22 protein-coding genes are annotated in these 21,794 nt (G+C 30.7%); 18 read left to right on the top strand and 4 right to left on the bottom strand.

What is annotated here, in order from left to right; all coding sequences use genetic code 11:
* Positions 1-3 precede the first annotated feature (3 nt).
* The 13 genes from EV214_RS04105 to spo0A all read left to right on the top strand — a co-directional run bounded on the left by EV214_RS04105 (position 4) and on the right by spo0A (position 13,542).
* Positions 4-954, top strand: a complete 951-nt coding sequence (locus EV214_RS04105; RefSeq protein WP_132242973.1) for a Kae1-like domain-containing protein — start codon at positions 4-6, stop codon at positions 952-954.
* 20 nt (positions 955-974) lie between these two features.
* Entirely contained in the window at positions 975-1,826 is an 852-nt protein-coding gene (gene folD, locus EV214_RS04110) for a bifunctional methylenetetrahydrofolate dehydrogenase/methenyltetrahydrofolate cyclohydrolase FolD (RefSeq protein ID WP_132242975.1), read from the top strand.
* Positions 1,817-3,073 (top strand): exodeoxyribonuclease VII large subunit, encoded by a 1,257-nt coding sequence (xseA, locus tag EV214_RS04115; RefSeq protein WP_132242976.1) that lies wholly within the window; start codon positions 1,817-1,819, stop codon positions 3,071-3,073. The genes folD and xseA overlap by 10 nt, the downstream gene beginning before the upstream one ends.
* Positions 3,036-3,284, top strand: a complete 249-nt coding sequence (locus tag EV214_RS04120) for an exodeoxyribonuclease VII small subunit (RefSeq protein ID WP_243116546.1) — start codon at positions 3,036-3,038, stop codon at positions 3,282-3,284. Before xseA ends, EV214_RS04120 begins: the two co-directional genes overlap by 38 nt.
* Before the next feature lie 11 nt (positions 3,285-3,295).
* Positions 3,296-4,186: a polyprenyl synthetase family protein gene (locus EV214_RS04125; RefSeq protein ID WP_132242978.1), complete on the top strand. Its 891-nt coding sequence runs from the start codon at positions 3,296-3,298 to the stop codon at positions 4,184-4,186.
* 17 nt (positions 4,187-4,203) lie between these two features.
* Complete coding sequence (locus EV214_RS04130; protein WP_132242980.1) at positions 4,204-4,647, top strand: divergent PAP2 family protein; 444 nt, start codon at positions 4,204-4,206, stop codon at positions 4,645-4,647.
* Positions 4,648-5,327: 680 nt separating this feature from the next.
* Positions 5,328-5,957: a hypothetical protein gene (locus tag EV214_RS04135; RefSeq protein ID WP_243116547.1), complete on the top strand. Its 630-nt coding sequence runs from the start codon at positions 5,328-5,330 to the stop codon at positions 5,955-5,957.
* A gap of 5 nt (positions 5,958-5,962) precedes the next feature.
* On the top strand, positions 5,963-7,840 hold the full coding sequence (dxs, locus tag EV214_RS04140; protein WP_132242982.1) for a 1-deoxy-D-xylulose-5-phosphate synthase: 1,878 nt from the start codon (positions 5,963-5,965) through the stop codon (positions 7,838-7,840).
* Positions 7,841-7,851: 11 nt separating this feature from the next.
* Complete coding sequence (locus EV214_RS04145) at positions 7,852-8,667, top strand: TlyA family RNA methyltransferase (RefSeq protein ID WP_132242984.1); 816 nt, start codon at positions 7,852-7,854, stop codon at positions 8,665-8,667.
* A gap of 158 nt (positions 8,668-8,825) precedes the next feature.
* Positions 8,826-9,275 (top strand): arginine repressor, encoded by a 450-nt coding sequence (locus tag EV214_RS04150; protein WP_132242986.1) that lies wholly within the window; start codon positions 8,826-8,828, stop codon positions 9,273-9,275.
* Positions 9,276-9,290: 15 nt separating this feature from the next.
* Positions 9,291-11,009, top strand: a complete 1,719-nt coding sequence (recN, locus tag EV214_RS04155; RefSeq protein ID WP_132242988.1) for a DNA repair protein RecN — start codon at positions 9,291-9,293, stop codon at positions 11,007-11,009.
* 217 nt (positions 11,010-11,226) lie between these two features.
* The gene (gene spoIVB, locus EV214_RS04160) at positions 11,227-12,537 is read left to right on the top strand and encodes a SpoIVB peptidase (RefSeq protein WP_132242990.1); all 1,311 of its coding nucleotides are present in this window, start codon (positions 11,227-11,229) and stop codon (positions 12,535-12,537) included.
* A 198-nt stretch (positions 12,538-12,735) separates the two neighbouring features.
* Positions 12,736-13,542 carry a sporulation transcription factor Spo0A gene (gene spo0A / locus EV214_RS04165; protein WP_132242991.1) on the top strand — a complete coding sequence of 269 codons (807 nt, stop codon included), beginning with the start codon at positions 12,736-12,738 and terminating at the stop codon, positions 13,540-13,542.
* A 122-nt stretch (positions 13,543-13,664) separates the two neighbouring features.
* Here the strand turns inward: spo0A and EV214_RS04170 are convergent, their stop codons facing one another.
* Entirely contained in the window at positions 13,665-14,081 is a 417-nt protein-coding gene (locus EV214_RS04170; protein ID WP_132242992.1) for a hypothetical protein, read from the bottom strand.
* Between the two features lie 403 nt (positions 14,082-14,484).
* Between EV214_RS04170 and EV214_RS04175 the strand changes: the two genes are divergently transcribed.
* The 4 genes from EV214_RS04175 (at position 14,485) to EV214_RS04190 (ending at position 18,831) form a co-directional block, all read left to right on the top strand.
* Positions 14,485-15,363 carry a tyrosine-type recombinase/integrase gene (locus tag EV214_RS04175; RefSeq protein WP_132242994.1) on the top strand — a complete coding sequence of 293 codons (879 nt, stop codon included), beginning with the start codon at positions 14,485-14,487 and terminating at the stop codon, positions 15,361-15,363.
* Between the two features lie 495 nt (positions 15,364-15,858).
* Positions 15,859-16,404, top strand: a complete 546-nt coding sequence (locus EV214_RS04180; RefSeq protein WP_132242996.1) for a site-specific integrase — start codon at positions 15,859-15,861, stop codon at positions 16,402-16,404.
* 789 nt (positions 16,405-17,193) lie between these two features.
* On the top strand, positions 17,194-17,535 hold the full coding sequence (locus EV214_RS04185) for a hypothetical protein (RefSeq protein WP_132242998.1): 342 nt from the start codon (positions 17,194-17,196) through the stop codon (positions 17,533-17,535).
* Between the two features lie 150 nt (positions 17,536-17,685).
* Positions 17,686-18,831: a tyrosine-type recombinase/integrase gene (locus EV214_RS04190; protein ID WP_132243000.1), complete on the top strand. Its 1,146-nt coding sequence runs from the start codon at positions 17,686-17,688 to the stop codon at positions 18,829-18,831.
* 121 nt (positions 18,832-18,952) lie between these two features.
* Here the strand turns inward: EV214_RS04190 and EV214_RS04195 are convergent, their stop codons facing one another.
* Positions 18,953-19,246, bottom strand: a complete 294-nt coding sequence (locus tag EV214_RS04195) for a LysM peptidoglycan-binding domain-containing protein (RefSeq protein ID WP_132243002.1) — start codon at positions 19,244-19,246, stop codon at positions 18,953-18,955.
* A gap of 148 nt (positions 19,247-19,394) precedes the next feature.
* Here EV214_RS04195 and lexA point away from each other — a divergent pair, with 148 nt between their 5' ends.
* Positions 19,395-20,009 (top strand): transcriptional repressor LexA, encoded by a 615-nt coding sequence (gene lexA, locus EV214_RS04200; protein WP_132243004.1) that lies wholly within the window; start codon positions 19,395-19,397, stop codon positions 20,007-20,009.
* Between the two features lie 224 nt (positions 20,010-20,233).
* On the opposite strand, the gene EV214_RS04205 is transcribed toward lexA, so the two are convergent.
* Together EV214_RS04205 and EV214_RS04210 are read right to left on the bottom strand one after the other, a co-directional pair.
* Positions 20,234-20,809, bottom strand: coding sequence for a ferritin family protein (locus EV214_RS04205; protein WP_132243006.1), 576 nt, complete (start codon positions 20,807-20,809; stop codon positions 20,234-20,236).
* Positions 20,810-20,834: 25 nt separating this feature from the next.
* Positions 20,835-21,482 carry a lipase family alpha/beta hydrolase gene (locus EV214_RS04210; protein WP_132243008.1) on the bottom strand — a complete coding sequence of 216 codons (648 nt, stop codon included), beginning with the start codon at positions 21,480-21,482 and terminating at the stop codon, positions 20,835-20,837.
* Positions 21,483-21,794 lie beyond the last annotated feature (312 nt).

Consider the following 21,794-nt stretch of genomic DNA (forward strand, 5'->3'; position numbering starts at 1 on the left):
AAAATGAAAAATTTAGTTTTAGGAATAGATACAAGTAATTATACCACTTCTATAGCAGTGGTAGATGATCAAGGGAATTTAATATTTGAGTGTAGAAAAATACTTGATGTGAAAGAGGGAGCGAGGGGATTAAGACAATCAGATGCCCTCTTTCAGCATGTTATAAACATGCCAGCTTTATTTGAAGAATTATCTAAAAGAGGTATAGGGCATAGAATAAAAACTGTTTCAGTTAGCAATAGACCCAGGGCAGTAGAAAATTCATACATGCCTGTTTTTAGGGCTGGTCAATCCTTTGGGCAAACCATAGCTAAGGCATTAAACTGTGAATATAAAGAATTTAGTCATCAAGAGGGACATATTGAAGCAGCTAAGGGCTCTATCAATCAAAGTTTTGATAATCCGTTTATTGCTGTACAAATATCAGGAGGCACAACTGAAATACTTTATGTTAAAAATAATCATAAAGTTGGCTATACTATAGATATTTTAGGAGGAACTTCAGATATCAGTGCAGGGCAGTTTATAGATAGAATTGGCGTAAAATTAGGTTTAGGCTTTCCTGCTGGCAAACAGATGGATTCCTATGCTATGCAAGCTGAATGTATGGGGAAGGAAATGACTTTGCCTGTATCTGTAAAGGATACGTATGTGAGTTTTTCAGGTCCAGAAACTTCTGTACATAGACAAATAGAGGAAATTTTTGATAAAAATATCATAGCAAAAGCTGTACTTAAGTGTGTTGCAAAGTCACTAGAAAAAATTATTATAAATGCTTCGAAGCGTACAGGATTAAGTCAAATATTACTTATTGGTGGTGTGGCGTCAAGTGAATATATTAAAAATTATTTACTTGAAAATCTAAAAGAAGAAAAATATAAAATTTATTTTGGAGACAAATTGTACTGTACGGATAATGCGGTAGGAACAGCCTTGTTAGGAATAAAAAAATAAATGTTTAGAGGGGATTATGAATGAGTGCTAAAATTTTAGATGGAAAAAAAATTTCACAAGAAATTGTTGAAAATATTATGAATGAAGTAACACGATTAGAAAAAAATCATAAAATTATACCAGGACTTGCTGTTGTGATTGTAGGAGATGATGAAGCTTCTCATGTTTATGTTTCTATGAAAGAGAAAGCTTGTAAAAAAGTTGGTTTTTATTCGGAAGCACATAGGTTGACAAAGGAAACTACACAAGATGAACTGCTTGATCTTATTAATCAATTAAATCATAATGATAAAATTCATGGCATTTTGGTGCAATTACCTTTACCAGAAGGATTCGATGAAAATCTGATTAATTCTCATATTCTACCAAGTAAAGATATTGATGGTTTTCATGCAATCAACACAGGGAAAATGCTTCTAGGGGAAGATTCTTTTGTTCCTTGTACCCCAAAAGGAATTGTTGAATTAGTGAAAAGAACTGGAGAAGATATTACAGGAAAGCATGCGGTTATTGTGGGGAGAAGTAATATTGTTGGCAAGCCTGCAGCTATATTATTGTTAAAAGAAAATGCGACGGTTACAGTTTGTCATTCTAAAACGAAGGACCTTCAAAACCATATTAAGATGGCGGATATTTTGGTTGCTGCTGTAGGTGTGCCAGAATTTATTAAAGGAGAAATGATTAAAGAAGGTGCAATTGTAATTGATGCAGGTACTAGAAAAGTTGAAGGAAAATTAGTGGGAGATGTAAATTACGAAGAAGCAGAAAGGGTCGCATCGTGGATTACACCTGTTCCAGGTGGTGTTGGCCCAATGACCATCACTATGCTACTAGAAAATACGTTAAAGGCAGCTAAGATGCAATGCGAATAAGAGCTTTAAGTGTTTCTGAATTAAATAAATATATAAAAAAGATATTAAGTAGTGATCCAATTCTTAATAATATTACCTTGAAAGGTGAAATTTCAAATTTAAAAGTACATAGTAGTGGACATCTCTATTTTTCTTTAAAGGATGATCAGAGTAAAATAAATTGTGTCATGTTTAAAGAAAGTAGTCAAAGTATTAAATTTGATCTTACAAATGGCATGAAAGTCATTACGAAAGGATATGTATCTATATTTGAAAGAAATGGACAATATCAAATGTATATCATGGAAATGGAACCAGATGGCATTGGTGCGCTATATTTAGCTTTTGAACAATTAAAAGCTAAGCTTGAAAAGGAAGGATTATTTGATCTTGTACGTAAGAAGAAAATACCTGCTTTTCCAAAAAAAATTGCTGTGATTACATCTCCTACAGGAGCTGCAATTCGAGATATTATTTCTGTTTTAAAAAGAAGAAATGATGCTGTAGATATTTTGATTTATCCTGTTTTAGTACAAGGAGAAAATGCAAGCTTTCAAATAGCTCAAGGAATTGAAAAGGTGAATAGTGATTTTAAAAATGTGAACTTAATTATTATCGGAAGAGGTGGAGGTTCTATTGAAGAGCTTTGGCCGTTTAATGAAGAAGTGGTTGCGAGAAGCATTGCACATTCCAAAATTCCTATTATATCTGCTGTTGGACACGAAACAGATTATACAATATCAGATTTTGTAGCAGATTTAAGGGCACCAACACCTTCAGCAGGGGCTGAGCTAGCCGTCCCACGTACACTCGATATTAGAAATTCATTAGGTTTATTTTATAATAAAATGAACACATCTCTTACTTACTATATAAAAGAAAAAAGAAATGAAGTTGAACGTGTGAATGAGATAAAACTCTTATCTTTCGTACAGGATAAAATAAATAGAGAATCTCAAACACTTGATCTATTACAAAAAGACTTATCTCATCATACCCGTGTAAAGGTGGAAGCATATAAAACAAGATTAATAGGGAGTATGGCAAAGCTAGAGGGGATAAATCCCCTTGCTACTATATTAAGAGGATATGCCATCGTATTTGATACGGATAGAAAAAAAACAATAGATTCAATTCAACAGGCAAGTGAAGGTGACCATATAAATATTATGTTGACGGACGGTGTGCTTTCTTGTAAGGTAACAGAAAAAGAAAAGGAGGATCCTTTATTTGAATACTTCCAAAAATATAACGCAAAAATCAAATGATTCCTTTGAAGAAGCAATAAAAAAACTTGAAGAAATTGTAATACTTCTAGATGAAGGTAAACTTACCCTTGATGCAACATTATCTCTTTATGAAGAAGGCATTCGATTATATCGAGCTTGTAATAATAAGTTAGATCAAACAGAGCAGAAAATAAATATTCTCATCAATAATGAAGAAGTTACATTTCATTCGGGCGATTTAGACAATTAGGGGGAAAAAGTATGGATTTAAGAGTAGCATTACAAAATAAAGTCAATCTAATAGATGCAGCACTAGACAAATATTTACCAAGTGAAAAAAGCGCGCAGAATATTATTTTTGATGCGATGCGTTACAGTGTTTTTGCTGGGGGAAAAAGGTTAAGACCTATCCTTATGCTTGCTGCTTCAGAATTTATAGGTGGTAATGCTAAGGATGTATTACCCTTTGCATGTGCAGTAGAGATGATCCATACCTATTCATTAATACATGATGATCTACCTGCTATGGACAATGATGATTACAGGAGAGGGAAATTAACAAACCATAAAATCTATGGGGAAGGCATGGGAATTCTCGCAGGAGACGGTTTACTAAATTATGCCTTTGAATTAATGCTTAAAGCGACACTTGAAAAAAATGAAAATTTACAAAAGAAAGTTTTAGCTATGCATGAGATTGCTAAAGCTTCAGGTGTACGTGGTATGATAGGCGGTCAAGTTGTTGATTTAATGAGTGAAAATAAACAAATAGATGAAGAAACACTTGACTTTATTCATAATAATAAAACAGCAGCCTTAATCATTGCGCCTATTCGAGTAGGTGCAATACTTGCAGAAGCAAATGAAGAAGAATTAATAGCGCTTACCGAATTTGCAAAAAATATTGGACTGAGTTTTCAAATTATGGATGACATTTTAGACATTATTGGAGATGAAAAAAAACTCGGAAAAAAAGTTGGCAGTGACATTGAAAATCAAAAATCAACTTATCCATCGATTCATGGATTAGATGCATCCATAAAAAAGGTAAATGAACTGTTTGATAAAAGTGTTCAAGCACTAGCGCCTTTTGGAGAAAAATCAACGTTCTTTATTCAGTTGTCTGATTATCTTGTAAAAAGGGAATATTAAATTGAGGAGGAAATAAGTTGCTCTTTTTTCAAAGAATTGTTGAAAATGAAGTGTTGTATGTTACTTTATTGTGTTGGTTTATAGCACAAGTATTGAAAGTAATTATTACGCTTATAACAGAAAAGAGAATCAATATCTATAGATTTGTTGGATCTGGAGGAATGCCTAGTTCTCACTCTGCTTTGGTTATGGGTTTATCAACTGCTATTGGATTAAAAGAGGGTTGGGAGTCTCCTCAGTATGCGATTGCTCTTTCCTTTGCACTTATTATTATGTATGATGCTTCAGGGGTTAGAAGAGCTGTTGGAAAACAAGCGATGATACTGAATCAAATGATTGCTGATAGACAAAAACACAAACCTATCGGTGAAAAAAGATTAAAAGAACTCATTGGGCATACACCTGTAGAGGTGATTGCAGGTGCAATTTTAGGTATTTTTATAGCAAACATGGTTATTTGATATTTGATTTCTTTTATGATATAATACAGTTTACTTTACTTTGAGGGTGGCACAGTATTCTAGTCAGATCTACCATTTCTGAAGGCGGGGCTAAAAATCCGTTAAAGGGCACATCGATGAAGTTCCTGGCACTGGCTGCTGACGCCCAGTTGGGGGTCTATGCTGGGAGTAAGAAGAAGGGGGCGATCCACAATGGCATGTGGGCGATGACCCTCTCTTCGTGGAGACCTAAAGGAAGATTAATTTTCTATCTTTTAGGATAAACCTGTAATGTGATATGTCTATTTTGTGTTACGTACAGCGTAGCCTGCCTTGAGTGGGATAAGGTGGATAATAGATACAGACTTTATTGCTATAGGCCTATAGCAATAAAGTCATTGCTATTCGAAACCTATTCTGCAAAAGAGGCTAAGAAAGGGTGTGACTGTCGAGGAAAACTCCTAGACTGTTCGTACGAAGTATATTTAGGATTGCAGTGCGGACTAAGTGGTAATCTAGTTATACCTTTGGCGACAAGGTAAAGAGAGATTTAAATGGAAACGGCTGATTTGGTGACAAACCAGTATCTCTTTGGGAAATCCAACTAGACCTAAGCCGTAAAATTTACTCTATATGCTGCCACCCCAATTTTAAAAATAATTCTTAAAAAGTAAATTATTGAATATTTTGTAGGTGAAAATATGGAAACAAAAGCAAATGAAATAAGTTTTGCAAAAAAGAAAAAAGTGAAAAAAACTTCTAAAAACTATAATGTTAAATGGGTAGTGCTCATAACCATATGGACATTTTTTTTAGCCATTGGCATGAGTTTTATTTCAGAAACAGTCCTTAGAAATGTGCATATATTGATTGCTTTTTTTATTCTTATTCTAATTATATTTGTAGGCATCTTATCGGATTTAATAGGCATTGCTGTAGCATCTGCAAGAGAAAAACCATTTCATGCTATGGCAGCAAATAAAATTAAAGGCGCACGATTTGCTGTAAAACTTGTACGTAATGCAAGTCCTGTTTCAAATTTTTGTAATGATGTGATTGGAGATATTTGTGGAATCGTTAGTGGTGCAGCAGCAGCAATTATTATTTTACAACTTAGCAAATTAAGCAATATCCACCATCCTTTTTTAAGTATATCTTTAAGTGGTTTTGTAGCTTCTATAACCGTAGGCGGAAAAGCTTTTGGAAAAGAAATTGCCCTAACAAAATCAAAAGAGATCGTTTTTTTTGTTGGTAGAATGCTATATTATATACATGAGAAAACAGGCATAGACTTTTTGCCTTTTAAAAAGAAAAATCAGAAAGAGAGATGAATTAGGTGAGAGATTTATTAGCGAATATAAAATCTCCTGAAGATTTAAAGGGTATATCTGAAGAAGAAGTGGCATATTTAGCAGCGGATATAAGAGAATTTTTAATAAATAATGTTTCGAAAACAGGAGGGCATTTAGCTTCAAATCTAGGAGTAGTAGAACTGACCTTGGCTATGCACAGTGTTTTTAATACGCCGAAAGACCGAATTGTATGGGATGTAGGGCATCAAGCTTATGTACATAAAATACTGACAGGAAGAAAAAATCTTTTTTATACATTAAGGAAACACAAAGGATTAAGTGGTTTTCCTAAAAGATCAGAAAGCGAACATGATTGTTTTGAAACAGGTCATAGTAGTACTTCTATTTCTGCAGGACTTGGTATTGCTAAAGCAAGAGATATAAAAGGTGAAAATTATTCAGTTATATCCGTAATTGGTGATGGAGCTCTTACTGGTGGAATGGCTTTTGAGGCACTTGATCATGCAGGGCATACAAATACAGATTTTATTGTTATATTAAATGATAATGAGATGTCTATATCTCAAAATGTTGGTGGACTTTCTAAATATTTGAATCGCATGAGAACAGCACCTAAGTATTTTAAGGTAAAAGACGATGTTGAATATATTCTTAATAAAATTCCTGCAGTTGGAAAAGCTATGTATAAAACAGCTGGAAAAGCAAAAGATAGCATAAAATATTTTTTAGTGCAAGGGGTTATTTTTGAAGAACTTGGATTTACCTATCTAGGACCTGTTAATGGGCATGACATAAAAGAATTAAAAATCGTTTTAGAGAGAGCAAAAAATATTAGGGGTCCCGTATTGATCCATGCCAAAACAAAAAAAGGTAAGGGATATAAATATGCTGAAAAAAATCCAGATAAATTTCATGGGATAGGCCCTTTTAATATTGAAAATGGAAAATTAATTAAAAAAGAAAGTAAAAATCCTAGCTATTCATCTATATTTGGGAATACCTTAGTAGGGTTAGCAGCGGAAGATCCAAATATTGTAGGCATTACTGCAGCAATGCCATCAGGAACAGGATTCAATGAATTTGCAGCTACCTATCCTAAGCGATTCTTTGATGTGGGTATTGCAGAACAACATGCTGTAACATTTGCAGCTGGACTTGCTTCTAATGGATTAAAGCCAGTATTTGCTGTATATTCTACATTCCTGCAAAGAGGATATGATCAAGTTCTTCACGATGTATGCCTTCAAAATTTACCAGTAATATTTGCTATTGATCGAAGTGGATTAGTTGGAAATGATGGTGAAACCCATCATGGAGTATTCGATCTTTCCTTTTTAATGCACATCCCTAATATAAGGGTAATGGCGCCAAAAGATGGCTATGAATTAAGCCAAATGTTAAAATATGCAGTAAATGTACAAGGTCCTGTTGCTATTCGGTATCCTAGAGGCGCAAGTGAGGATTTTACTACCATCAGTAATAATTATAATATTAAGGGTGAAAAAGCAGAAGTTCTTTTAAAAGGAAAGGATCTATGCCTTATTGCCTTAGGAAAAATGGTAAAAACAGCATATGTCGTTGCTAAAAAGTTAAGTGAAAAAAATATTCATTGTACAGTGATTAACGCAAGATTTGCAAAACCTTTAGACGAAAATACGATTATTACTGAATGTAGAGATATAAAAAATATTATAACACTAGAAGATAATATCATAAATGGTGGATTTGGAAATCAAATTTTAGCATTATTGAATGAAAGGGGTCTAGGACATAAAAACATAAAAATATTAGGACTACCTGATCGGTTTATCGAGCATGGGGATACAGAAGAGCTTATGAAATGTTACGATCTTGATGTTGATGGTGTAATTGAACATGTAAATGAAATGATTTTTAAATAGGGGAGATAAATATGGGAGAAACAAACAGATTAGATATACTTTTAGTAGAACGAGGATTTTTTGACTCCCGTGAAAAAGCGAAAAGATCTATTATGGCAGGTATTATTTTTGTAGAGAATCAAAGAGTTGATAAAGTAGGTACGAAAGTGCATAAAGATGCTAATATTGAAATCAAAGGAAAAACGCTGCCTTATGTAAGTAGAGGCGGCTTAAAATTAGAAAAAGCTATGAAAGATTTTCATATCAATTTATTAAATAAGAAAGCATTAGATATTGGTGCATCTACAGGTGGGTTTACAGATTGCATGCTAATAAATGGTGCCGAGAAAGTTTTTGCGATTGATGTGGGATATGGGCAACTTGCGTGGAAACTGAGACAAGATGAAAGAGTAGTCACAATGGAAAGAACAAATATTAGATATGTGACACCAGAAGATATAAATGAAGAAATAGATTTTGCATCTATAGATGTGTCCTTTATATCTTTAAAACTTGTTTTACCTGTTGTAAAAAAATTAATCAAAAACGACGGAGAGGTCGTTTGTTTAATAAAGCCACAATTTGAAGCCGGTAGAGAAAAAGTGGGTAAAAAAGGTGTTGTAAGGGATATTAAAGTACATAAAGAAGTCCTTAGAACGATATTATCTTTTGCTTTAGATATAGGTTTTACTGTTAAAGGAGTATCTTTTTCACCTATAAAGGGCCCTGAAGGCAATATTGAGTATTTAGCTCATTTGATTAATCGAGAAAAGAAGGATGAAATAGATGTAGAAGATCTTATCCATGATATTGTTTCTAATTCTCATGATGCATTAAATAAAATATAGCTAAAAAGGCTATATCATTCTTTTTTATTGTTAAATATTTAAAAATATTAAAGGATAAAGTTTAATTGTGTAGAATATTGAATATGTTACTATGAATTATTTGGATGAAATTCATACATATTTCATATGATAAATTTGAAAATGATAGGAGGCTAAATATGAAATATGCAAGGCATGCAAAAATATTAGAAATCATTGAGCAGTATGAAATTGAAACACAAGAGGATTTAGCAGAAGCTCTTAAAAAAAATAGTATAAATGTTACACAAGCTACGGTTTCAAGAGATATCAAAGAATTAAGACTCATTAAAGTTCTAGGGAAGAACGGTAAATATAAGTATGCGTCTATGAAGCAACAGGAAAGCGCTATCTCTGATAGATTGGTAAAAATGTTTAAGGACTCAACTTTATCAATAGATCATGCTGGAAATATGATTGTTTTACGAACATTAGTAGGAGCGGGTCAAGCAGCAGCAGCAGCTCTTGACGCACTTGATATTAAAGAAATAGTAGGTACAATTGCAGGAGACGATACAATATTTATTCTCGTTAGGGACCAACAAGATATTGAAGAGGTTGTAAATAAATTTAAAAAGCTCATGCACTAGAGCGGAGGTATTAAAATGCTCTTAGAGTTAATTATTGATAATTTTGCATTAATAGAAAAATTAGATATTCGGTTTGGTGGAGGCTTAAATATTCTGACAGGAGAAACAGGCGCAGGTAAATCCATTATTATCGATGCTGTAAATATGGGGATTGGTGAAAGAGCAGACAAAAGCTATGTTAGAACAAATGCAGATAGAGCTGTTATTCAAATGATCTTTCGTTCTCAAAATGAGCATGTAATAAATTTATTAAAAGAAAAAGGCATTGATTTATTTGATCATGATATTATCATTATCACAAGAGAAATTTATAATAACGGTAGAAGTATTTCGCGGATTAATGACCGGGTTGTTACTGTCTCTGTGGTAAAAGAAATTAGCAAATATTTAATTGATATACATGGACAACATGAACATCAATCCTTACTATATCCAGAAAATCATATTGATATTTTAGATGCTTGTGATGAAATGAAAGTAATGGAGTTACTTAAAGAAGTAGCTACTAAATTTTATGAGCGTAAAACATTAAAAAGTAAATTAGAAAATTTATGTGGCAGTGAGATAGTGCAAGAACGAAAAAAAGACTTATTAAAATTTCAACTAGATGAAATTGATGAATGTGCATTGAAAATAGGCGAAGATATTGATTTGACAGAAAAATATAATTTTTTGTCGAATAGTGAACATATCTTTCAAACCATGTCTGCGGCTTATGAAAGATTGTATAATGGAGATGGTAGATATCTATCTATTATTGATAGTTTAGGGCATATTGTCAGTGAACTAGAAGATATTAAGACTTTTGATCCTACCATTTGTAATATATATAATCTTTTACAGGAAAATTTGTATACCATTGAAGATGTATCAAGAGATGTTAGAAATTACAGAGATGGTGTTGAATTTGATCCACTATTATTAGAACAGATGGGAAAGCGTTTAGATTTGATCAATAATTTAAAACGTAAGTATGGCAATACTATAGAGGAAATAGTATCGTATAGAGAGAAAATTGCTTTAGAATTAGAAGAAATCGAAAATAGTAAAACAATTCTAGCAGATCTAAAAGAGAATATAGATAAATCAACGAATGAATATATTGGTTTATCTATAAAATTAAGTGCAATACGCAGACGAAACGCAAAATGGTTAGAAAAGAAAATGACCGATGCACTTGTAGGTTTAAATATGCGTAAAGCTGTTTTTGAAGTACATTTCATAAATCATGTAGATCAATTAGATGAAGGGTTATATACATCAAAAGGGCTTGATAAAATTGAATTTTTAATTTCTGCAAATGCCGGAGAGAAGCCTAAACCTTTATCAAAAATAGCATCTGGTGGAGAAATGTCTAGAGTTATGTTAGCATTTAAAACTATTTTGGCAAAATCAGATAATATTCCTACTTTTATTTTCGATGAAATTGATACGGGTATAAGTGGACGCACTGCAAATATTGTTGGTGAAAAACTGGCAATAATTTCTCGAAATCATCAAATTCTTTGTATTACACATTTACCTCAAATTGCGTTAATGGCAGATGTTCACTTTTATATTGAAAAGAATTTATATGATGACAAAACTTTGACAAATGTGAGAAATTTAACCGAAAAAGAAAGAATCATGGAATTAGGCAGATTATTGGGAGGCATGACATTAACAAGCTTAACCATGGATCATGCCAAGGAAATGATAAAATTAGGGAATGATTTTAAAAACAGCTTAAAATAATATTGTATGAAAAATAGGACTATAATGACCTATTTTTTTTATTTTGAAAAAATTACTAAATTGGCTGCAAGTTTTGCAATATGCTCTTAGATTAGTGGATTACAATTTTTATGAAGAATAATAAAATGTGAATTCGGCTAAATTAATCATATATCACAAAATTATTTTATGGAGGCGATCAAATAGTTCGAAGGGGAAAGTAGGAGTGTGATATTGTTTGTTTAAAATTAAAAATAAACGTATTTTTTTGGTCTTTTTTATTGCAATATTATTCACTGCATTCTATACTTGTACTTTCAATGAAATGTTTCAATATCCAAAAGAAATAAAATTATTTGAAAACGAGAAGCAAGCAATAGACATTAAATTTCCTTTTAAAGTTGATACACAGAAAATTGATAATAGTATTTTAGAATTGTTACAAAAAACAAAGGATTGTGATGAGAATATCCTATATATCAATCCTTTAAAAATTGGAAAAACCCATATACAGGTAAAATTATTAGGTCTTGTTCCAATTCGAAATGTAAAAGTAGATGTAATCCCTAAAACAAAAGTTATGCCTGGTGGACAGTCTGTTGGTGTAAGGTTAAATACAAAAGGTGTTTTAGTGGTGGGTTTAGAAGAAATAAAAGGAATAGATGAAAAAAAACATAATCCAGCACGGGAAGCTGGATTAAATATAGGAGATAGTATTTTAGCAATCAATAATATTAAAATTAAAGATGCTGCGCATGTAACAAATATAATTAATAAAAATACAAATTCTGAAACAACTTTAAAAATCAAACGTGGTGATAGAATATTTCATGTGAAAATTAAGCCAGTAAAATCCATAGATGAAGGAGAATATAGAATTGGTTTATGGGTTAGAGATAAAACTGCTGGTGTAGGAACGCTAACATTTTATCACCCTGATACGATGGAGTTTGGAGCTTTAGGGCATGCTATTACAGACGTTGATACTGGATTATTATTAACGATAGATAAAGGAGAAATCGTCAAGTCAAAAGTAGCCTCTATTCAGCAAGGAAAAAGAGGGCGTCCGGGAGAAATAAAAGGAATATTTTATGAAACTAGTAAACCTATAGGCTATTTAGAAAAGAATACGTATTTTGGAATATATGGTAAAGTATATAAACCTATTGAAAATAGTATATATAAAAAACCTATAGAAATTGCTTATCAAAGTCAAATAAAGACAGGAAAAGCTACAATTTTAACGACTACTGATAATAATGAAATAAAAGAATATGAAGTTTATATAGAAAAAGTGAATAGACAGCGAACGCCAAGCACAAAGAGTATGATTATAAGGGTAACAGATAAAAAACTTCTCAGAAAAAGTGGAGGAATTGTACAAGGAATGAGTGGCAGTCCGATCATCCAGAATGGAAAATTAGTTGGTGCTGTAACCCATGTTTTTGTTAATGATCCAACAAAAGGATATGGTCTATTTATTGAATGGATGATCAAGGAAGCTGGAATAAATATATACAACAATAGTCAAATTGCAGACAAATACTAAGGAAACAATATAAAAATGGCGCTCTTGTGAGCGCTCTTTCTATATTGTTATATTAAAAAGCAATATAAAAAAGAAATTGCAAAAAAATATACTAATCTTTTCCAAATAAGAAGGAAATGACTTTCGTTTGTCGAATTAATTTAAATAAGATAATTCTTATATCATAAAAATGGAAAGAACTTTTAGGGGGGTAACTAAGTGAAAAATATCAGTGTTATAATTGCAGATGACAACAAAGATTTTTGTGACATATTAAATGAATATTTAGGGAAACAAGAGGATTTGGAAATTGTAGGTGTTGCTAAAGATGGTTTAGAAGCGATCGATTTGGTATCTGAAGAATTACCAGACGTGCTGGTTTTAGATATTATCATGCCACATCTTGATGGGTTAGGCGTTTTAGAAAAATTAGCATCTATGAATTTGAAAAAATTTCCTAAAATAATTGTTTTGTCAGCAGTAGGACAAGATAAAATCACGCAAAGAGCCATTGCGTTAGGCGCAGATTATTATGTAGTAAAGCCTTTTGACTTTGAAATTTTTATTAAAAGAATACGCCAACTTACAGGCAATGTACAATTTACACCAGAGAAGAGAAGTAATTATAAAGATTTACTTATAAATACATCACCAAATACACCCAATAAAATGAAGAGCTTAGAGGCTGAGATTACAAATATCATCCATGAGATAGGTGTACCAGCCCATATTAAAGGATATTTATATTTAAGAGAAGCGATTACTATGGTTGTGGAAAATATAGAAATGCTTAGTGCTGTTACAAAAGAATTATATCCATCTATAGCTAAGAAATTCAATACAACTCCTAGCAGGGTAGAAAGAGCCATTAGACATGCGATTGAAGTTGCATGGAGTAGAGGAAAGGTAGATACAATCAATAATTTATTTGGCTATACAGTGCATAATGATAAAGGAAAACCAACAAATAGTGAATTTATCGCAATGGTTGCTGATAAACTTAGAATCGAAAGAGCTGTTGTTTAAGGGTTGTAACTATATTTAAAAGTTATAGAAAATTATTTGATTAATGATGTAATTTGAATATAAAAAATCGGCTATCAATATATTTTGAGAGATATTATAGATAGCTGATTTTTTATCTAATTTTATTTTTGTGGTAAACTAGTAAGTGTTTTTTGATACGCTTCTAGTAACGAATTTTTCTCTCTGATTAATTGATTTATCATTTCATCTTGATCTACATATTGAAAGGTACTATAAAATTTATAATGTTTCAAAATTATATCTAGAATATCCTTAGATTGCTCTTCGGTAATTTTTTTTAATTTATACTTTATAGAAATTATTATTTCTATATTTTCTTTTTCGTTATTTTCTGCTACATTTAATGCGGTAAAAATATATTCTTTTGCTGAAATACTTTTATCTATAGCTTTACTATAATCTTTATTTTCATATAGTCCACCTATAGATATCATATCCACTAACAATTCAAATTCATCGATAGTGAGAAGCGCAACCTCTTGATTGGTACTATCTGCAACTCTAATCAATTTACTCATTAACATTCCTCCCTAATATTTTTCATTTACTCAAATCTTATTTGAGGTAGATTCATATATAATATCTGCATCTACTAGTATAATTATTTTAGAACTTATTTTCAACTTATAATTGCAAAAGAGAGAGGACTGATTGAATAATGAAGAACATATGTTCTTATTCGCTCAAAATATCACTTTATGCCCAGAGATTCTACGCAAAATGCCATAAATACAGTAAAAAATGAATAACCAGTTTGAAGCAAAAGAATAAGTATATTATAGAATGTTTGATAAATTCTTCAGCACGGTGATATAATGGAAATAAGTATTTTATTGAAATGGCATCACTTGCAAAGGTGCGTAAATTATAAGATTTATCATAGTTATTACTATAAACAAATACCATAAGGAGTTTTAAGATATGATAAACAACGAAAATTTACTTTGTTCATTTTTATCAAGATTAGAAAAAGAAAAAACAAAAAATGATTACGAAAGAGATATAAAGAATTTCACGAAATTTTTAGGAAAAGATTTTGTTCATGTGACTTCAAATGATTGTGAACGATATGTAGATTATCTTAAAGGAGAAATTTTAGAGAAAAGAATTGCGATATCTACTGCTGAAAAGCTATATAGCGAAATATACAGTTTTTATAATTATCTAGAAGAAAATAGCTATATTACATACAATTACTTTAAAAACATTTCTAAGCCTGTGGCAACAAGGAATATAGCAAAAGAGAAGATTATTTCTTGGGAAGAATTCGATCAACTTATTTCTGTGCTTAAAACATATCATTCCAGAGACTTTGCTATACTGTTACTTATTTTCACATCAGGGTTGACTTTGAGTGAAGCAGTAAATCTCAAGTGGAACCGTTTTTTTATAGATAATAAGGGTAATACGGGAATAATATTCATAACAAAACGAGGTAGGCGATATGTTAAAGTTCATAAAGATGTATGGGGTCTTTTAGAAAGATATAGAGGTAGTTTATCAAAAATGGTTTCTCAGGACAACTATGTATTTTTGAACAACAGAGGAAATAAAATATCAGGAAGATGGGTAAGGTTGGTACTTAAAAAAGCATGCAATGAAGCAAAATTAGATAGAGAATATACGCCTAGAGATCTAAGGCATACATTGGCAGCATATGCCCTTAAAAAAGGTGCTTCCTCAAGGCAAGTGCAAGAGCAATTGGGATGGAGTAATGAGAGTCTTGCTGAAAGATACTTATATACCATCCAACAATTAGAAGAAAATGCTATTGACTATTTAAATTTTCATTTAAAATAAGAAGATTGATCACAAGAAAAGATAATATTTAATATAGATTCACCTGCTAAAGATAGAAAAATATGGAGAAATTCGAATGATATTTTAAATAATAAGTAACCATACTTTTGTATAAACCACATATAGTTTTACAAATACCCAATTACTAAACACATAACCCTTTATAAATGATAGTAGCGGTGTGTGTTTTTTTATGTACATATTTTGATTGTAAGCGATTTTTTTATGAAAAAGGTAACATAGTCTAGTTTTATAAAATAAAGCCTTATATAGCTTGTAAAAAGTTTGCCGAAATAAGATACCCAAACATATCATTAAAACACCGTGTTATGTAACACAATATTTATTTTGTTACATTCGTTTTATAGCTACATCGTTGATTTATCAAGGTTCTATAAGATTGATAAATACGTATGTAACATATCGTATTTACTTGTAACGTTAAATGTAATATAATTACTATAGGATGTTTTGAAAGAATAAGGGGGAAAAAGAGTGAAATTTGTACAACCTATAAGAGATAAAAATAAAATTGAAGAAATGAAAAATGAATTATTAAAATATGGATATAAAAATTATCTACTCTTTGTTACGGGCATTAATACAGGTTTAAGAATTAGCGACTTGCTAAAATTAAAAGTGTTTGATGTTAAAAATAGAACGCACATCCTCATACAAGAACAAAAAACAAGTAAGGAAAAAAGAGCGCTAATCAATAATCAGTTAAGAAAAGATTTTGAGAGGTACATAATTAACATGAACGATGAAGATTATTTATTCCAGAGTAGAAAAGGGAAGAATAAACCTATATCGAGAGTACAGGCATATAGAATACTAAACAAGGCGGCTGATCAAGTTTGTATTAACGAAGTAGGAACACATACTTTGAGAAAGACTTTTGGATATTGGCATTATCAAATATATAAGGATGTTGCAATATTACAGGATATTTTTAATCATTCAGCGTCAAGTATAACACTGAGATATATTGGCATTAATCAAGATATTAAAGATAAAACAATAGAAGATTTTTATTTATAGAATTAGAAATTCATTTAGAACACCATAATAATATTATGTCAATCTTCTTAAAAAATTTCTATAAAACACTTCTTGGATGTTTAGCTATATAAGCTAAATATTAAAGAAGTGTTTTATATTTAGTGCCTATAATTAAAGCTTTTAAGAAAAATTAAAAATAATATTTTAAATCGTTTATTTTACATTGTTTTCAATATATAGGGTAAGTGCGACAAGAAATCCAGACATCCAAGTGATAGGTATTATCAGTTGAGCAATCGGAATTAGCTGTGCATATATAGTAAATTTGATCGAATATTAGTATTAAGTGCGTTTTAATATGTAGAAAGTTGTAATTGTTTATGCTATTTTAAATTTTTTAGCATATTATTGTTGATGATGCGTTAATAAATTTATATCTTTAGCGTACAATTATTATTTATGTGCTAATCAATGGGGAATATAATAAATGCAATTAGACATAGAGAAATATATACAAAGAAGGCATATATCATCTTTTTCAACTATTCTTTAAATGTATATTTAGGGACTAGTTGAAAAATAAAAAAGCAAACTGTATATTTTGCATATTTCATGTGGTATACTTACCTACTTTTACAGAATCACGTATTTATCTATATATTATATTTTTCGATTTTTATTATATATATACGAAAGTATTAATTTATTCTATCTACAATAATAATTTAGAATATAAATGCTTCTAGTTAATTGTTTCTTCCCACATTCAGATAGCACACTCCCATGCTTAAGAATATAATAAAGTATATATATGAAAGGAGTGTTTATATGTTCAATTTTTTCTTTAATCCATTTGCTCCTCCACCACCACCACAATACCCTCCATTTGGACTACCTAGAATGCCACCTTTTACCCCTGGCTCTGGAGGTCCACCATTAGCGCCACCTCCATCAAAGGTTCCTAATCAAGCACCATATAAAGTGGATCCTGGTTCCATTAGAAGATGTCGACGGAAATACACATATATTTGGCTTAAAAATGGTGATAGCTTTTGGTTTTATCCAACCTATATAGGTAAAAAATCTATATCTGGCTATAGGTGGGTTGGGGTTTGGTGGGTTTATTATGGTACAGATTTGAAGAAAATAGAATCATTTGTTTGTGTTTAATATTCTAAAGGATTGGGATCTAGCCCAATTCTTTAGATACTACATAATCATTGCTTTGAATTTAGGCTTTGTGATAAAATGATGATAGATGTTTAGGGTGATTATTAAATCCTATTTTTACAAAAACATATTCTACTGGGAGTGCTGTTTATGTCAAAGAAAATAGTTAAAATACATAATAAATCAGATAGACCTAATAATATCGTAGAAAAAGAAAATGAAATTGTAGAGAAATGCATAGAAATTGAAAAGACTCTTCCTACTTTTATGAAAGATTTTTTTATTTATTTAAGAAATGGTGTGGCATTATCTACAAGACTTGCATACTTGCAGGATATTTTTTTCTTTTGTAAATATCTTGTATCAGAGACAAATATCACTACAGTTTCTGAAATAAATGCTATTTCAATAGAATCATTAAATGATGTAAAAGCTAGAGATATTAATCGGTTTTTGGGAGATTATTGTACAAGATATACCGTGAATGAAACCGATATGGTCACTATTATGGAAAATCATAATCGTTCCCTAGCACGAAAAAAATCTTCTTTGACTGTATTGTTTAAATTTTTATATAGAGATGAACTAATTTCAGAAAATATCACAGATGGATTTAACCCTATACGACTTCCAAAGCCACAACCTGATGCAATAAAAAGGCTTGAAATTGATGAAGTTGCAATTATGCTAGATATTGCTGAATCAGGAAATGGATTAACGGATAAAGAACGTATATATTGGGAAAAAACCAAATTAAGAGATAAAGCAATTTTAGTATTATTTATTACTTATGGATTAAGATTAAAAGAATTGCAACAGTTGAATATTTCATCTTTTAATTTTGGGCGTGGAGATTTTAAGATTTACAGGAAAAGAGAAAAAGAAGTAAATATGCCTTTGAATCAATCTGTTGAAAAGGTTATTTTCGATTATGTTCAATTAGAAAGAGTTTCTAATGATTATGTACTTGAAAAACATAAAGACGCCCTTTTCCTATCTTTGCAAAAGACAAGAATGACCGAAAAAGCTATTAGACAATTAGTCAAGAAATATACTTCTCTCGCTTTAGGAACTACAAAAGAAAATGGATATAGTCCTCATAAATTAAGAGCTACAGCTGCAACATCATTGATCCAAAATGGATTTTCAATCTACGATGTTCAAAATTTACTGGATCATGATAATGTGACAACTACACAGTTATATGCCGCACATAAGAAAAATGTAAAAAGAGAAATTGTTCATAGATTTGAATGGCTTGATGAATATGATAAAAAAAGTAGTCCACTTGAATAAGGCTACTTTTTTTGTTTGAAGTGAGATTGTATTTTATCTTTTAGGAATAATTCGGTTAGATTATATATATTTGAATTAAATTATATATTATAATACTACTCGGAATTATAGCAAAGCCACACTACTCTAGAGGAATTTTAATAACTTGTCCAGGATAAATATCTAAAGTATCTAAATCATTGATTATACTAATTCTATATATCGTTTTGCGAATATCTTTGTTTTTAGGCGAAAACTCTTTTGCTAACGCCCATATAGTATCTCCATACTTGATATGTATTTGCACACATTTTATGTCGTCTGCTCCTTCAGCTGTGTTAAAAACATTTGCAATTAGATAGATAGATAAGAAAATAACTACTAGTGTACATACAAATCGCTTTCTATTTACTATACGTAAATGATTTTTCCTCATTTTCACCACTCCCAAACGTATGTTCTTTTTATAATTTTATCAGAACGTACGTTCTTTGTAAATACTTTTTTTAAAAAACGAACAGATGTTTGATATAATATTTATTATATGCTATAATGAATTTAAAAAACATTGTGAGGTGCTTCTCATGGCTTATGATATAACAAAGCAACAAGAAAAAATACTTAACTATATAAGAAATGAAGTAAATTCAAAAGGTTACCCTCCTTCTGTTAGAGAAATATGTGCAGCAGTTGGCCTAAAATCTACTTCTACGGTTCACGGGCATTTATCAAAACTTGAAAAGCATGGTTATATTCGAAGAGATCCTACAAAACCTAGGGCTATTGAAGTTTTAGACAACGATGATGGGGTTATCAGTAAGAAAGAGGTTATAGAAATACCAGTCATAGGTAAAGTTACTGCTGGCTTACCTATTTTAGCGGTTGAAAATATTGAAGATACATTTCCTGTTCCTTTAGATTTCCTGGATGACAATAAACATTTTATGTTAACCATAAAAGGAAGTAGTATGATCAATGCAGGCATATTCGATGGTGATTATGTTCTTGTAAAGCAACAACAAATTGCTACTAATGGTGATATTGTAGTGGCCATGATTGAAGATGAAGCCACTGTCAAGAAATTTTATAAAGAAAAGGATTATATAAGGCTACAACCAGAAAACCCTTCAATGGTGCCTATTATAACAAAAGATGTTAGAATCTTAGGACTAGTAACAGGTGTATTTAGAAAAATATAAAAAGGTGCATATGCACCTTTTTATATTTTAGAGATTTCTATAAAAAAACTATCTATAGAAAGAAGGACAAACATAACAATTATAGAAATATTATCTTGTATTTGAAGAATACATTTATCGCAAATTCATATTATAAGAAATAGATCTTTTTTGTGGTAGATCATCTTGAGAGCATTATTGAAAAATATTTCAGATATTGAGATGATTGAAATGCTTCATATTATTTATTTTCTCAATACATACGCATTGGCAATGAATTGATGTTGTTTTTCAACATCTGATAATGCTTTAAATACTTCTTTAATAACAGGACAAGTAATTTTATCACTATTTTTTTTATAAAATGCTATAGCATGTGATTCACGTTTGTAAGCTTCCTCAAGTAATAGATTATCCGTATGATGTTTTGCATAGTCTGGTTTGTGAAGTTTTGGCAGATTGTCAAATTCTCCTAGTCGCTTATGGACCCTAGCATGCATAAATTCTATATTACTTAAATCTTTAAAAAGCTTTTTTAGTTCTTTCTCTTTTGATAATTTACCCGCTTCCTCATAGAATTCTCCATTAAAGACCTCCAATTTCATGGCATGATCTAACACTTGCAAACTTTGTGTATCTAAACTTTTATGATCTACAGTATATATTTCCTGTACGCTATCTATGTATATTCTTCCAACCCCACAAAATGGGCAGTTCATAATTCTCCCCTCTTCATTTTTTTCAATAAACGAATCATTGTTTAAATGATAACTATTTTCGCTTATATTCATTCCGCATATCAAACACTTTAATTTCTCCATTTACGCATCTCCTTTAACATAAAAATTATTTAAATGTCCCTTCCATAATAAATTTATCTGCTAATTTTGCTGTATCCCACTTATAATGTATCTCTTTATGTTCATAGGCTAGAATAATAAAATCATCTAATATATGATGAAGTACTGAATTCACTTGCACTCTACCATCATTTTCTCCTTTAAGCAATTTACCCAATAATGACTTGCTTTTATTACCAGCAATGGCTCCAATTTTTATTTCTTCATGTTTCATATCTTCTATCTTTTTTATATGATCACTTTTAAGAGAATTGAGTGTCTTAAAAATCTTTGTTCCAAAATTAAAATATCTAGCTGTCATATCTGCAAGTTCACTTCCCTGATTAGGTGTCGCAATCAATATACATTTATCTATACGCTCCACATATTTGGTATTCCCTAAAAATTTTCTTATAATGATGCCCCCTGTACTATGTCCAATAAGATTAATTTTCTTATCTTCATCTATATTTCTTAAAATTTTTTCAAATTTTTCTTCAAATATAACAGAAGCATACTCTATTTGTTTAAATGTTAAGGGCAAATTCACTAAAAAACATTGATGATTTAATTTTTCTAAGTGACGGGCTAAAACTTGCATATCTCTTTGATTTTTATTATAGCCATGAATGAGTATCGAAATTTTATCTTTCAAAAAAACTTCTCTCCAATCCATTACTTCATATTATTTTCTATAATATTTTATCATTTTTTTCAATATTTTTCTACCATCCATTGCTAACCCCATTTATGTTAGAGAAAAAATTATGTGTAGCGTCTATTTCGTAGCATGTGTAGTATTTCATTTTTGGTTCGACATCATATCCTAAAATCTATAAATAAAATACAAAAATGTATTGGAGAATTATTTCCAAATTTTAAAATACATTGACAGTTAAACGATAACAAGATAAAATCAAAAAGGCTATACTTTAATATAGGATTGATTACTAATAATAATTTAAGA

This window comes from Marinisporobacter balticus (genome assembly GCF_004345705.1).
Lineage (GTDB): Bacteria > Bacillota > Clostridia > Peptostreptococcales > Thermotaleaceae > Marinisporobacter > Marinisporobacter balticus.